The sequence below is a fragment of the Variovorax sp. GW821-FHT10B04 genome, from assembly GCF_059415645.1.
This window is the reverse complement of record NZ_JBWKNQ010000007.1, coordinates 323684-337115: the sequence shown is the minus strand read 5'-3', so window position 1 is coordinate 337115 and position 13432 is coordinate 323684. Positions and strand designations below refer to the sequence as shown.

Here is a 13432-nt window from a genome sequence, read left to right as displayed (position 1 = left end):
GTCAGCTTAGCGCCCCGTTGTCTGTTGTGGCCCACGGCCCGCCGGCCTCGGCAGGCTGGCCAGCGGCAGCCGTCGTCGCTCGGCGCAGACGAAGCGATCGTCGGCGGCCGAGTGGTCCCAGCGCTCCACCACGCAGGTGCGCAGGGCCGTGTCGGCCTCGCGCCGCACCAGGTTCACCGAGTTCGGCCGGCCGCCGCGCACGCGCGTCGACACCGCCGTGCCGGCCTGCACGGCCCACATCGGCCGGACGCAAGCCACGTCGGCTTCTTCATGCAGCGCCCGGACGTAGGGCAGGTGGATGTGGCCGCCCATCACCACGTCGGCGCCGGCCTGCGACCAGCGCTCGATCGCCAGCTTGCGGCCGTGCAGCCGGTTGGTGACGTCTTCCGGCCGCGTGACCAGCACGGGCTGGTGCGTCACGACGACGCGCAACTGCTGCGGCGTCGCAGCCGCCAGCCGCGCCGCCACCCGCTCCACCTGCGCGGGCGAGACCTCGCCGTCCGAATGCCGGTACCGGCGCGTCGTGTTCACGCCGATCACCAGCCATTCGGGCGCATCGACGACCGGCTCCAGATCGCGGCCGAACGCCTCGCTGTAGCGGCCGTAGGGCGACAGCAGGCGCGCGCCGACCTGGAACAGCGGGATGTCGTGGTTGCCGGGAATCACCAGCAGCGCCGGCGCGGCCAGCCGGTCGACGAAGGCGCGCGCCGCGGCGAACTGCGCCCGCGTCGCGCGCTGGGTGATGTCGCCCGACAGGACGACGACCGCCGGCGCCTGCTCCCGCGCCAGGGCTTCCAGTGCCCGCAGCACGTCCGGCTGTTCGGTACCGAAGTGCGGGTCGGAGATCTGCAGCAGCACGCTCGCCGGATGAACTCCGCGCTGCGGACGGTGGCGTTGATCGCCTTCGGGCAACAGGGTCGCGCTCATTCCTTGGCCGCTTCCAGCTCGGGGGCGATGTCGGGCCTGACCAGCCACAGCGGCTCGGGCGAGGGGCGGAAGAGCAGCGGCATGTCGAGCCAGCTTATCTCTCCGTCCGTGGCCACCTTGATGCGGCGCGGCCCGCGGTTCCCGCCGGCCTTGACCGTCAGCGACTCGAAGGAAAAGCTCAGCACGTCGTCCGCGTTCCCGAGCCGGCCCAGCGCACCCTGCACCAGCAGCGGCAGCATGGCGAGCGCACCGACCGGCTTGAGCGCGATGGCCGCGAGCCGTCCGCGCGCGTCTTCCAGCGCATCCGCTTCCGGGATGCCGACCTGGCGCAGCTGCAGCGGGTTGTTGCCGACGAACAGGGTCGGCGTGCGCAGGTCGCGCTCCTGGCCGCGCGAGGCCAGCCGGAGCCGCCACTGCCGATGACCGCGCAGCACGGTGACCAGCCCGGCGAAGAAGGCGATCCAGCGGCTGCGGCCATAGCGCGCCTTGTAGCTCTCACGCTCCTCCAGCAGGTCGGCATAGAGCCCGAGGCTCGCATTGACCAGGAACACCCGTCCGTTGACCAGTCCAACCTGAACCGGCCGCACCGGCTCGGTCAGCAGGATGTGCAGCGCCTCGGCGGTGTCGCGCGGAATGCCGTGCGTGCGGCTGAAATAGTTGAAGGTGCCTTGCGGCAGCACGCCGAAGGCACAGCCGCTGCCCAGCGTCGCCTGCGCCACGGCGTTGATCGTGCCGTCGCCGCCCGCCGCCACGACCATGCCGCCGCCGTTCCGTGCGCGTTCGACGGCCTCGCGCGCCAGCGCCTGCAGCTTGTCCGGCGCGTCGACCAGGAAGATGCGGCACGGGCGGCCGGCGGCCTCGCAGCCCGCCTCGATCACCCGGCGCGTGGCTTCGGCGTCATCCCGGCCGGAGCCGGCGTTGAGCACGATGAAGAGGGGAGATCGGGCGTCGAGGATCGGAGCAGGCATGGCACGGAGCGGGCAAAAAACAACCCGTGTTTGTCGCAGCGCCCGGCGCCGCCGGCGAGCGGGCAACATCCCGGCACCGTGTGGGAGAGTTGCCTTTGCGCATCGACCCACGCCAGCGCGACCGCGCGCGCGGCCCGTAAAATCGTCGCCTTTCGCGGGTTCAGCCCGCGCCTTTCGTTCACGTGTCCACGTCCAATGTCCGGGCTCGCCGGCCAGCCTCATGTTGACCTTCCAGCAAATCATCCTCACCCTGCAGACCTACTGGGCCAACCAGGGTTGCGCGCTGCTCCAGCCCTACGACATGGAAGTCGGTGCGGGCACCTCGCACACGGCCACCTTCCTGCGCGCGCTCGGCCCCGAACCATGGAAGGCCGCCTACGTGCAGCCGAGCCGCCGCCCCAAGGACGGCCGCTACGGCGAAAACCCGAACCGCCTGCAGCACTATTACCAATACCAGGTGGTGCTCAAGCCCGCACCGTCGAACATCCTCGAGCTGTACCTCGGGTCGCTCGAGGCACTCGGCTTCGACCTGAAGAAGAACGACATCCGCTTCGTCGAGGACGACTGGGAGAACCCGACGCTCGGCGCCTGGGGCCTGGGCTGGGAGGTCTGGCTGAACGGCATGGAAGTGACGCAGTTCACCTACTTCCAGCAGGTCGGCGGCATCGACTGCAAGCCGATCACCGGCGAGATCACCTACGGCCTGGAACGCCTGGCCATGTACCTGCAGGGCGTGGACAACGTCTACAACCTGACCTGGACCGACGGGTTGAGCTACGGCGACGTCTACAAGCAGAACGAGGTCGAACAGTCGACCTACAACTTCGAGCACAGCGACGCCGAATTCCTGTTCACCGCCTTCAACGCGCACGAGAAGCAGGCCAAACACCTGATGGAAGCGCAGCTGGCGCTGCCGGCCTACGAGCAGGTGCTCAAGGCCGCGCACAGCTTCAACCTGCTGGACGCGCGCGGCGCGATCAGCGTGACCGAACGCGCCGCCTACATCGGCCGCATCCGCAATCTGGCGCGCAGCGTCGCGCAGAGCTATTACGAGAGCCGTGAACGCCTCGGCTTCCCGATGGCGCCGCGCGAATGGGTCGCCCAGATGACGCCGGCCACGAAGAAGGCGGCCTGAAGACCATGACCATGAACAAGAACCTGCTCGTCGAACTCTTTGTCGAGGAACTGCCGCCCAAGGCACTGAAGAAGCTGGGCGATGCCTTCGCCGGCGTGCTGCGCGATCAACTGGTCGCGCAGGGCCTGGCCGATGCGGCCTCGGTGCTTACCGCGTATGCCTCGCCGCGCCGGCTCGGAGCCCACCTCACCGGCGTCGTGGCGCAGGCCGCCGACAAGGCCGTGTCGCAGAAGCTCATGCCGGTTGCCGTCGGCATCGACGCCGCCGGCAATCCGACGCCTGCACTGCTCAAGCGCCTGGGCGCACTCGGCGCCGACGCGTCCGCCGTGCCCGGCCTGAAGCGCGCGATGGACGGCAAGGCCGAAGCGCTGTTCTACGAGAGCACCGCGCGCGGCGCCACGCTGGCCGACGGCCTGCAGAAGGCGCTGGCCGAGGCCATTGCCAAGCTGCCGATCCCCAAGGTCATGAGCTACCAGCTCGAGAGCGGCTGCGAGCTGCCCGGCTGGAGCAGCGTGAGCTTCGTGCGCCCGGCGCACGGCCTGGTCGCGCTGCACGGCGACGTGGTCGTGCCGGTCGAGGCGCTCGGCCTGAAGGCCGGCCGCGACACGCACGGCCACCGCTTCGAGGCGAAGGTCGATCCGGTCGTGCTGCGCGACGCCGACAGCTATGCGCAGCAACTGGCCGACGACGGCGCCGTGATCGCGGGCTTCGAGGCCCGTCGCGGCGAAATCGCACGCCAGCTGGCCGCGGCAGCCGCCAAGGTCGGTGGCGGTGCCAAGGCGATCGAGGACGACGCGCTGCTGGACGAAGTCACCGCCCTGGTCGAGCGCCCGAACGTGCTGGTCTGCGAATTCGAGAGCGAGTTCCTGGGTGTGCCGCAGGAATGCCTGATCCTCACGATGAAGGCCAACCAGAAGTACTTCCCGCTGCTCGACGCGGCGGACAAGCTCACCAACAAGTTCCTGGTCGTGAGCAACATCACGCCGGACGACGCGAGCGCGGTGATCCAGGGCAACGAGCGTGTGGTGCGCCCGCGGCTGGCCGACGCCAAGTTCTTCTTCGACCAGGACCGCAAGAAGACGCTGGCTTCGCGCGTCGAGTCGCTGGGCAAGGTGGTCTATCACAACAAGCTCGGCACGCAGGGCGAGCGTGTCACGCGCGTGATGCACATCGCACAGGCGATCGCCGCCAAGATGGGCGATGCGGCGCTGGCCGCGCAGGCGACCCAGGCCGCGCAACTGGCCAAGGCCGACCTCGTGACCGACATGGTCGGCGAGTTCCCCGAACTGCAGGGCACGATGGGCCGCTACTACGCGCTGCACGACGGGCTCGACACCGCAGTCGCCGACGCCATCGAAGACCACTACAAGCCGCGCTTCGCCGGCGACACGCTGCCGCGCGGTGACGTCGGCGTCGCGGTCGCGCTGGCCGACAAGCTCGAGACGCTGGCCGGCATGTTCGGCATCGGCAATCTGCCCACCGGCGACCGTGACCCGTTCGCGCTGCGCCGCCATGCGCTGGGCGTGGTGCGCATGCTGATCGAGAAGCAGCTGCCGCTGCAGTTCCACGAGCTGACCCGCCTGGCCTTCGACGCCTTCCCCGCCGGCCTGCTGCAGGATGCCGCCGTGGCGCTCGACGAATTCCTGATCGAACGGCTCAAGGGCTACCTGAAGGATGCGGGCTACGCACCGGCCGAAGTCGATGCCGCGATCTACGCGCAGAAGCTCGGTCTCTGGGCCACCATTCCCCAGCGCCTGGCCGCCGTGCGCGCCTTCGCCGCGCTGCCCGAGGCGCCTGCCCTGGCCGCCGCCAACAAGCGCATCGGCAACATCCTGAAGAAGTCGCCGGAAGCCGATGCGCACGTCAGCGAGGTGCTGCTGCAGGAGCCGGCCGAGCAGGCGCTGTTCGCTGCGATGCAGCAGGTCGTTCCGGCCGCCGACGCGAAGTTCGACGCGGGCGACTACGCCGGCTCGCTGCAGGCGCTGGCCGCGCTGCGCGCGCCGGTCGATGCCTTCTTCGATGGCGTGATGGTCAATGCCGAACAGCTCGACCTGCGCCTGAACCGTCTCGGCCTGCTGATGATCCTGCACGCCGCGATGAACCGCGTGGCGCTGCTGGAGCGGCTCGCCGCCTGATCGCCCGCAACCCATGCGAGGAGCGCCGCCCATGAAACTCGTCATCCTCGACCGCAACGGCAGCATCAACCTGCACCGCGACGACTTCGTCAAGACCGACGCCGAATGGACCGCGCTGCCGCGGTCGCTGGAAGCGATCGCGCGGCTCAACCACGAGGGCTGGCATGTGGTGATCGCGTCCAACCAGTCGGGGCTGGGCCGCGGGCTGTTCGACGTGGCCTCGCTCAACGCGATGCACGCCAAGATGCACAAGATGCTGGCCGCGGTGGGCGGGCGCGTGGACGCGATCTTCTATTGCCCGCACAGCCCCGACGAGGATTGCGAATGCCGCAAGCCGAAGCCCGGACTGTTCCACCAGATCGGCGAGCGCTACGGCGTCGACCTGACGCAGGTGCCGACCGCGGGCGACAGCCTGCGCGACGTGCTGGCCGGCGCGGCCGCCGGCTGCGAGCCGCATCTGCTGCTGACCGGCATGGGTGCCGCCTGCCGCGGTGCGCCGCTGCCGCCCGACTATCCGCCCGGCACTCGGGTGCACGAAGACCTCGCGGCCTTCGTCGACTTCCTCATTGAACGCGAAAAGGCGCAGGCTGCGCTGCAGGTAGCTATCTGATGGCATTCATTCGTTCCACGATCCACATGCTGTGGATGCTCGTCACCGTGATCCCCTGGGGGATCATCATGTGCGTCGCTTCGCTCTGGCGTCGCGGCGAACCGCTCTACTGGATGGCCGAGCGCTGGCTCGGCTGGGCCATCGGCGGCGCACGGCTCATCCTGGGCATCCGCACCCGCGTGACCGGCATGGAGAACCTGCCGCAGGACAAGCGCGCCGGCGCCGTGCTGCTGGTCAAGCACCAGTCCACGCTCGAGACCTTCCTGATGCCCACGCTGATGCCGCATCCGCTGGCCTACGTGTTCAAGAAGGAACTGATCTACGTGCCCTTCTTCGGCTGGGCGATGGCGCGGCTCGACATGATCCACATCGACCGCAGCCAGAAGTCGCGCGCCTTCAACAAGGTCGTGGCGCAGGGCAAGGAACTGCTGGCGCAGGGCATCTGGATCATCATGTTCCCCGAAGGCACGCGCATTCCGCGCGGCCAGAAGGGCACCTACAAGACCGGCGGTTCGCGGCTCGCGATCGACACCGGCGCGCCCGTGATTCCGATCGCCGTGACCTCGGCCAAGGTCTGGCCGCGCAAGGCCTTCATCAAGCGGCCGGGCATCGTCGACGTGTCGATCGGCCCGGCGATCCCGAGCATCGGACGCAAGCCGGATGAGCTGATGCGCGAGGTCGAGGAATGGATCGAAGCGGAAATGCGCCGCCTCGATCCGGAAGCCTACCGCTGAACCGTCCGTGAACAGGCTGCTGCAGTTCACGCTGGATTTGTTCGACCCTTCGCCCGCGCCGGTCGCGGCGCCCGCGTCACTGCCGCCGCCGCCGCCGATCCACACGGTCGACCCCGCCCCCGCGGTGCCGCTGGCCGACACGCTGCGGCCGGCGCAGTTCATCCATCCGCGCGCGTCGCGCGAGGCGACGATCGGCAATGCCCGCGTCGCCTACGAGCTGACGCGCGGCAAGCGACGGACCATCGGCTTCGTGGTCGGCGCCGAAGGGCTGTCGGTTCGCGCACCGCGCTGGGCCGTGCTGCGCGACATCGACGCCGCGGTGCAGGAGAAGGCCGACTGGATCGTGCGCAAGCTGGTCGAGACGCAGCAGCGCCATGCGCAGCACGAGGCGTCGCGCATCGACTGGCGTGACGGCGCGAGCTTTCCGTTCCTCGGCGAGACCGTGGTGGTGCAGCTCGATCCGCGCCATGGCTTCGACGGCGTGGGTGCCGTGCTCGACGCTGCCGCGGCCGACGGCACCGGCGCACCGCGCGTGCTGCGTCTCGCGCTGGCGCGCAATGCAGACGCCATGCAGATCCGCGACGCCGCCCAGGCCTGGCTGATGCGCCAGGCACGACGCATCTTCGCCGAGCGGCTCGACCATTTCGCGCCGCTGCTGGGCGTGCGCTGGAAGAAGCTGTCGCTGTCGAACGCGGCCACGCGCTGGGGCAGCGCGAGCGCCGACGGCGCGATCCGCCTGCACTGGCGGCTGGTGCATTTCCGCATGCCGGTGATCGACTACGTGGTGGCGCACGAGCTGGCCCACCTGCGCGTGATGGACCACAGCCCGCGTTTCTGGGAGACGGTCGAGAGCGTGATGCCGGACTACGGTGCGCTGCGCAAGCAGCTCAAGGAAGTCCCCATTCCGCAATGGAAATAGGCGCGTCGGCTCAGCGGGCGTGCGTCACGCCGCCGTCGACCACCAGCGTCGAGCCGACCACGTAGTCGCCGGCGCGCGATGCCAGGTAGATCGCGGCGCCTGCCATGTCTTCGGGCACGCCGATGCGGCCGGCCGGGATGTGGCCCTTGACTTCGTCGCCGTGGTCGCGCGCTTCCTTGTTCATGTCCGACGCGAAGGCGCCTGGCGCGATCGCGCTCACGGCGATGCGGTCGGGCGCAAGGCGGGTGGCCATGCGGCGCGTCAGGTGGATCAGGCCGGCCTTGCTGGCGGCGTACGAGTAGGTCTCGAGCGGGTTCACAGACACGCCGTCGATCGACGCGATGTTGATCACCTTCGCCAGATGGTCGGTCGCGGCCTTGCGCAGCATCGGCGTCAGCGCCTGGGTCAGGAAGAACGGCGCCTTCAGGTTCAGGTCGACGACCTTGTCCCAGCCGCTTTCGGGGAACTCGTCGTAGGGCGCGCCCCAGGCGGCGCCGGCGTTGTTGACCAGGATGTCGAGCGTGTCCTCGTGCTTGGCGTAGGCCGCGACCAGCGCTTGCGCGCCCTCGACGGTCGACACGTCGGCCGGCAGCGAGATGCAGGTGCCGAAGGCCGACAGCTCCTTGGCCGTCTGGTCGCAGGCGGCGGCCTTGCGCGCCGAGATGTAGACGCGGGCGCCCTGCGCGAGAAAGCCCTCGGCGATCATGCGGCCGATGCCGCGCGAGCCGCCGGTGATGAGCGCGCTGCGGCCCTTGAGCGAGAAGAGGGTGGTGGTGTCCATGCGTTTGTCTCCTGTGGATCCTGTGGAAGGGGTCGGGTCGTCGGATGCCGCCTTCGGACGGCGGTCGGTTGCGCAGCTTAGTGGGCCGCGCCCTGCGACGCCGTCGCCCAGGTGCCACCATCGCGCGGCCGCAGGTACGATCGATGCTTCGCTGACGTTCCGATGGTCCGCCGACCGTGCACAGACAGCCCCCGATGCCTCCTCCTTCCGCCGACACGCCGCATGCACCGCGCGCACTTCGGTATGGCCGTGTCGCGATGGCGCTGCACTGGCTGCTGGCCCTGATGATCACGGCGTCGTTCTCGCTCGGGCTCTACATGGCCGACCTGCCCTTCACCGTGACGCGGCTGCGGCTCTACAACTGGCACAAGTGGGCCGGCGTCGCGATCCTCGCGTTGTCGGCCTTCCGGTTGCTGTGGCGCCTGGCGCACCGGCCGCCGCCGCTGGGCGAGCGCATCGAGGCCGCGATGCCGCCCTGGCAGCGTGCCGCGCACCATGCCACGCTGTGCGCGATGTACCTCCTGTTCTTCGGCGTGCCGCTGGCCGGCTGGGCCTACACCTCGGCACGTGGCTATCCGGTCGTATGGTTCGGCGTGCTGGCACTGCCGGATTTCGTGCCGCGCGATCCGGCCTGGGCCGACGCGCTGCTGCCGTTGCACCGTTACGGCGCGTATGGGCTGGCCGGACTCGTGCTGCTGCACGTGGCGGCCGTGGCCAAGCACCATTGGATCGACCGCGACGGCCTGGCGGGCCGCATGTTCCCGTCGCCGCGCAAGAAAGCCGTGAAATGACCTTGTCTCCGTCCCTCTCTCCATGCGGCCCGCGCAGCCTGGCCGCACTCGGTCTGGCCGCCTGCCTCGGGCTGTCCTGCCTGGCCGGATCGGCCTGGGCCGCACCGGCCGATGCGTCGCCGAAGCCGCCGCTGCCAGCGGCCGCCGTGGCCCCGGCGCGCGTGCTCGCCGCGCAGAGCCGCATCGCCTTCGTGAGCAAGCAGATGGGCGTGCCGGTCGAAGGCGCGTTCGGTCGCTTCGATGCGCAGATCGCGTTCGATCCGCGCAAGCCCGAGGGCGGCACGGTCGCGCTGCAGATCGACATGGCCAGTGCGTCGCTCGGCGTGCCGCAAAGCGATGCCGAACTGCCGAAGGCGCCGTGGTTCGACGCCGCGAAATTCCCGAAGGCGGTGTTCCAGTCGACGGCGATCCGCGCGCTCGGCGGCGGCCGTTTCGAGGTCGCGGGCACGCTCACGCTGAAGGGGCGCGCGCAGCCGCTCGTGGTGCCGGTGGCCATCACGCAGTCCGGCGACACCTCGCTCGCGACCGGCGCCTTCGCATTGCAACGCCTCGAATTCAAGATCGGCGACGGCGAATGGACCGACACCTCGATCGTCGCCAACGAGGTGCAGGTTCACTTCAAGCTGGTACTGGCCGGCTTCGGCCCGCTGTGACCGCCAGAAGCACGAAGCACGACGCCGTGAACGATCATTCGCTCCGCACCCTCCAGCATTCCGAGACAAGAAACCCATGAACTCACGACTTCCCGCCGCGCTGCGCGCATCGGTCCCGATCGCCGCTGCCATGCTGGCGTGCGCCACGCATGCGCAGGCGCCCGCGATACCGGTCGCGCCCATGCCGACCGCGCCCGACTACACCGCGCCGGCCATCGCCGCGGCGCCGTCGGGTGGCCCGGTGAAGAACGCCGACTACGTGATCGACCCGACCCACACCTTCGTCAACTACGAGATGGGCCACTACGGCACGACCACCAACCGCGGGCGCTTCAGCACCAAGGACGGCAGCGTGAAGATCGACGCCACCGGGCTCGGCGGCCGGGTCGACATCGTGATGGACATCAGTTCGATCAACACCGGCGTCGACCTGCTCAACCGGCATGTGCAGAGCAAGGACTTCTTCAACGTGGCCGACTTCCCGACCGCGCGCTTCACGGCCGAACAGATCGTCTTCTCCGGCGGCAAGGTCAGCGAGGTGCCGGGCACGCTCACGCTGATGGGCAAGACGCTGCCGATCTCGCTGAAGGCGAACCGCTTCAACTGCTACCTGAATCCGCTGATCAACCGGCAGGTCTGCGGCGGCGACTTCGAGACCACCATCCTGCGCAGCCAGTGGGGCCTGACCTGGGGCATCAACTTCGGCTTCGAGGACCGCGTGCGGCTGCTGGTGCAGGTCGAGGCGATCAACCTCGCGCCGCCGGCACCCTGAACAGCCTGAGCGCCCTGAACGGCCTGAACGGCCTGAACAGCCTGAACGCCAGCAGCGCGCGTCCGTTCAGAGCAGGCTCTCCGGCGTCAGCGGTGCCAGCAGGTCCAGCATCAGCCGCTGCCAGAAGCCCGAGTCGGGCTCTTCGCGCAGCACGCGCTCTCGGCCGTCCTGCTCGCTGACCCATTCGATCCGGCCATCGTCGGCCAGCCGCAGCCGGTAGGCGCCCTGGTCCTTCAGCACCTCCAGCAGCTTGATCACCTGCTCGGCCATCTCGGGGCTGCGGATGATCAGCCCGATCTCGGTGTTGTGGACGTCCGAGCGCGGGTCGAAGTTCATCGAGCCGACGAACAGCACCTGCCGGTCGATCACCGCGGTCTTCGCATGCAGCCGGCCGGTCGATGTACCGAACAGCCCGAGCCGCACGCTCTGCCGGGTGCGCGCCGAACTCAGCTCGTCCAGCCGGATGCCCTGGCGCAGCATGTCGACGCGGTAGCGCCGGTACGCGGTGTGGACCAGCGGCTCGTCGGTGGCGGCGAGCGAGTTGGTGATCAGGCTCATCGTCACGCCGCGGCGTCGCGCCTCGCGCATCACCTCCAGGCCGGCCGGGCCGGGTATCAGGTAGGGCGAGCTCAGCACCACGTCCTGCTTCGCGCGGCGGATCTGTTCGACCACGTTGTAGCGCACGCTGTCGACGTCGAGCAGCGGGATGCCGCGGTACGACGCGGTCTTGCCGACGACGCGATCGGGCGCGTCGGCGTAGGCCTCGGCCAGCGTCCAGATCAGCCCGAGGCGGCCGCTGTTCAGCTCGTCGACGATCGGCCCGTAGCCGAGCAGGTCGTTCGGCGCGGGCGGCGGCGGTGGCGGCGTGGTGGCCGGGCCGGTCATCGCGTCGAAGCGGCGCTGCAGGTCGTCGCGCGGCACGTCCGTCGGCACGACCGCCTGCAGCGGCACCACGTAGGCGCTGTTCCAGTACTGGTCGAACAGCTCGCCCAGCCGGGGCAGCAGCGCGCCGGCGACGAAGGTGTCGAGGTCGACGAAGCTTTCGCCCTGGGTGCGCTGGAAGTACTGGTTGCCGATGTTGCGTCCGCCCGCCACGGCCATGGCGCCGTCGGCGATGAAGAGCTTGTTGTGCATGCGGTGCTGCACGCGCTCGAAGTGGACCAGCGACGCACCGAAGCGGCGCCCCAGGCTCTCGCGGCCGGCCGGGAACGGGTTGAACAGCCGCAGCTCCAGGTTCGGCGTGGCGGCCAGGCCCTGGAGCAACTCGTCTTCGCCGGATGTGTAGAGGTCGTCCATCAGCAGCCGCACGCGCACGCCGCGCAGCGCGGCATCGCGCAGCGTGCGCAGCAGGAAGCGGCCGGTCTCGTCGTCCTCGATCTGGTAGTACTGCACGTCGAGCGTGCGTTCGGCACGGCGCGCGAGTTCGAGCCGCGCGCTCAGCGCGAAGTCGCCGCCCGGCATCAGCCGGAAGCCGCTCAGGTCGGGGTCGGGCTGCGCCGCCTTGGCGATGCGGCCCAGCGTGGTGCCGGCGGCGCTGGCGGCGGGCAAGGCCTTCGACGGCGGACCTTGCAGCCCATCGGGCAGGCTGGCGCAGCCGCCGAGCAGCAATGCAAGACAGGCGAAGAGCGCGAGGGCGAAGCGTGTCATCGGTGTGTCGGTGTGTGCTGGCGCTCAGGCCGCCTGCGCGAGCTCGCGGTACACGTCCGCCATCAGCGGGCGATCGCGCGGGTCGTCGCTGCAGCAGCGCGCCTGCAGCGACGACGCCGCGCGCAACGCAGCGCTGCCGGCGTCATCCGCGGTGCGGGAATCGGCATGTGCCAGCAGTTCTTCCAGGAGGCAGCCGAAGGCGCGCACCTCGGTGCGCTGCAGCGCCTCGGACGTCGCCCGGTCGCCGGGGTCGAGGAAGGACGCCGCGCCGAAGTCGCCCAGCAGCGCATCGCCCGCATCGTTCCAGAGGATGTTGTGCGCGTACAGGTCGCCGTGAAGGATGCCGCGTGCGTGCAGGTGGGCGGTGGCGGCGGCGATGCCGGTCGCGATGTTCAGCGCGACATCGGCGGTGAAGCGCGTGCCCGCGGCGTACACGTCGCGCGTGCAGGAGTCCAGGCTCGGCGGCCCGGCCAGCACGCGGAAGGCCGGATCGACCAGCGGCATCAGCAGGCCCTGCGTGCCTTCGGGATGGCCGGCGATGCGGCCCACGGCGCCGATCAGGTTCGGATGCGTGCCGGCCGCGAGGCAGGCCGCCATCTCGCTCTGCGGCAGGCCGTCGCTGGTGAGCGCGCCCTTGAACAGCTTGGCCGCCACGTCGCGTGGAGCCTGCCCGCCGGACTGCCATCGTGCGCGATGGATCACGCCGGACGCGCCTTCGCCCAGCCGGTCGCCGAGCTTCAATTCCGCCCAGTCGACGTCCGGCACCGGATGCGCGGCGTGGGCCGTCGCTTCATGCGCTGCGGCGAACGGATTGCCCGCTTGCGCGAGCCAGGCCAGTCGCGGCAAGCCGGCGATTTCCTCGGGCAGCTTCGGCAGCCGATTGGCCGAGATCCGCAGCAGCTCGAGCTGCGCGCAGCCGGCCAGCGTGGCGGGCAGTTGCGCGAGCCGGTTGCCCGCCAGCATCAGCTTCTGCAGCCGCGGACGGCGCCCCAGTTCGTCCGGCAGTTCGGCAATCTCGTTGTCGGTGAGGATCAGCCAGCGCAGCCGGGGCGGCAGCGCCGCGGCCGGCACGTGGCGGATGCGGTTGGCCTTGAAGCCGACCATGTCGAGTTTGCTGCAGCGGCCGAGCACCTCCGGCAGCGCGGTGAAGCGGTTGTCGGAACAGAACAGCACGCGCAGCCGGTGCAGCCGCGGCAGGTCGTCGGGCAGGCGGTCGAGCGCATTGCCCGACAGGTTCAGGACCTCGAGCGAGTCGGCGAGCGTGAAGATCTCGGGCGGGAATTCGGGGAGTCCGCAGGAGAGGTCGAGCCGCCGGATGCCGGCGAGCCGGCCGGCGCGGAGTTCGGTCAGTGTGTGCATG

General features: G+C 69.9%; 13 protein-coding genes. 8 read left to right on the top strand and 5 right to left on the bottom strand.

Annotation, left to right across the window (positions count from 1 at the left end):
• Positions 1 to 6: 6 nt before the first annotated feature.
• The gene (locus tag AC07PZ_RS19490; protein ID WP_495296783.1) at positions 7 to 927 is read right to left on the bottom strand and encodes a metallophosphoesterase family protein; all 921 of its coding nucleotides are present in this window, start codon (positions 925 to 927) and stop codon (positions 7 to 9) included.
• Positions 924 to 1895 (bottom strand): diacylglycerol/lipid kinase family protein, encoded by a 972-nt coding sequence (locus AC07PZ_RS19485; protein WP_495296782.1) that lies wholly within the window; start codon positions 1893 to 1895, stop codon positions 924 to 926. The genes AC07PZ_RS19490 and AC07PZ_RS19485 overlap by 4 nt, the downstream gene beginning before the upstream one ends.
• A gap of 220 nt (positions 1896 to 2115) precedes the next feature.
• Between AC07PZ_RS19485 and glyQ the strand changes: the two genes are divergently transcribed.
• Genes glyQ through AC07PZ_RS19460 form a run of 5 tightly spaced genes read left to right on the top strand, consistent with a single transcriptional unit; the run spans position 2116 to position 7428 of the window.
• Positions 2116 to 3030 carry a glycine--tRNA ligase subunit alpha gene (gene glyQ, locus AC07PZ_RS19480; RefSeq protein ID WP_495296781.1) on the top strand — a complete coding sequence of 305 codons (915 nt, stop codon included), beginning with the start codon at positions 2116 to 2118 and terminating at the stop codon, positions 3028 to 3030.
• 11 nt (positions 3031 to 3041) lie between these two features.
• The gene (glyS, locus tag AC07PZ_RS19475) at positions 3042 to 5165 is read left to right on the top strand and encodes a glycine--tRNA ligase subunit beta (RefSeq protein ID WP_495296780.1); all 2124 of its coding nucleotides are present in this window, start codon (positions 3042 to 3044) and stop codon (positions 5163 to 5165) included.
• A gap of 31 nt (positions 5166 to 5196) precedes the next feature.
• Positions 5197 to 5775 (top strand): D-glycero-beta-D-manno-heptose 1,7-bisphosphate 7-phosphatase, encoded by a 579-nt coding sequence (gene gmhB, locus AC07PZ_RS19470; protein ID WP_495296779.1) that lies wholly within the window; start codon positions 5197 to 5199, stop codon positions 5773 to 5775.
• The gene (locus AC07PZ_RS19465; protein WP_495296778.1) at positions 5775 to 6509 is read left to right on the top strand and encodes a lysophospholipid acyltransferase family protein; all 735 of its coding nucleotides are present in this window, start codon (positions 5775 to 5777) and stop codon (positions 6507 to 6509) included. Before gmhB ends, AC07PZ_RS19465 begins: the two co-directional genes overlap by 1 nt.
• A gap of 7 nt (positions 6510 to 6516) precedes the next feature.
• Entirely contained in the window at positions 6517 to 7428 is a 912-nt protein-coding gene (locus AC07PZ_RS19460) for a M48 family metallopeptidase (RefSeq protein WP_495296777.1), read from the top strand.
• A gap of 10 nt (positions 7429 to 7438) precedes the next feature.
• On the opposite strand, the gene AC07PZ_RS19455 is transcribed toward AC07PZ_RS19460, so the two are convergent.
• Positions 7439 to 8209: an SDR family oxidoreductase gene (locus tag AC07PZ_RS19455; protein WP_495296776.1), complete on the bottom strand. Its 771-nt coding sequence runs from the start codon at positions 8207 to 8209 to the stop codon at positions 7439 to 7441.
• 194 nt (positions 8210 to 8403) lie between these two features.
• On the opposite strand from AC07PZ_RS19455, the gene AC07PZ_RS19450 reads away from it, so the two are divergent.
• The 3 genes from AC07PZ_RS19450 (at position 8404) to AC07PZ_RS19440 (ending at position 10425) form a co-directional block, all read left to right on the top strand.
• Complete coding sequence (locus tag AC07PZ_RS19450; RefSeq protein WP_495296775.1) at positions 8404 to 9000, top strand: cytochrome b; 597 nt, start codon at positions 8404 to 8406, stop codon at positions 8998 to 9000.
• On the top strand, positions 8997 to 9653 hold the full coding sequence (locus AC07PZ_RS19445) for a YceI family protein (RefSeq protein ID WP_495296774.1): 657 nt from the start codon (positions 8997 to 8999) through the stop codon (positions 9651 to 9653). Before AC07PZ_RS19450 ends, AC07PZ_RS19445 begins: the two co-directional genes overlap by 4 nt.
• A 76-nt stretch (positions 9654 to 9729) precedes the next feature.
• A complete protein-coding gene (locus AC07PZ_RS19440) occupies positions 9730 to 10425 on the top strand; it encodes a YceI family protein (RefSeq protein ID WP_495296773.1) in 696 nt (231 codons plus the stop codon).
• 66 nt (positions 10426 to 10491) lie between these two features.
• On the opposite strand, the gene AC07PZ_RS19435 is transcribed toward AC07PZ_RS19440, so the two are convergent.
• On the bottom strand, positions 10492 to 12072 hold the full coding sequence (locus tag AC07PZ_RS19435; protein ID WP_495296772.1) for a phospholipase D family protein: 1581 nt from the start codon (positions 12070 to 12072) through the stop codon (positions 10492 to 10494).
• Between the two features lie 24 nt (positions 12073 to 12096).
• A complete protein-coding gene (locus AC07PZ_RS19430) occupies positions 12097 to 13431 on the bottom strand; it encodes a leucine-rich repeat-containing protein kinase family protein (RefSeq protein WP_495296771.1) in 1335 nt (444 codons plus the stop codon).
• Position 13432 lies beyond the last annotated feature (1 nt).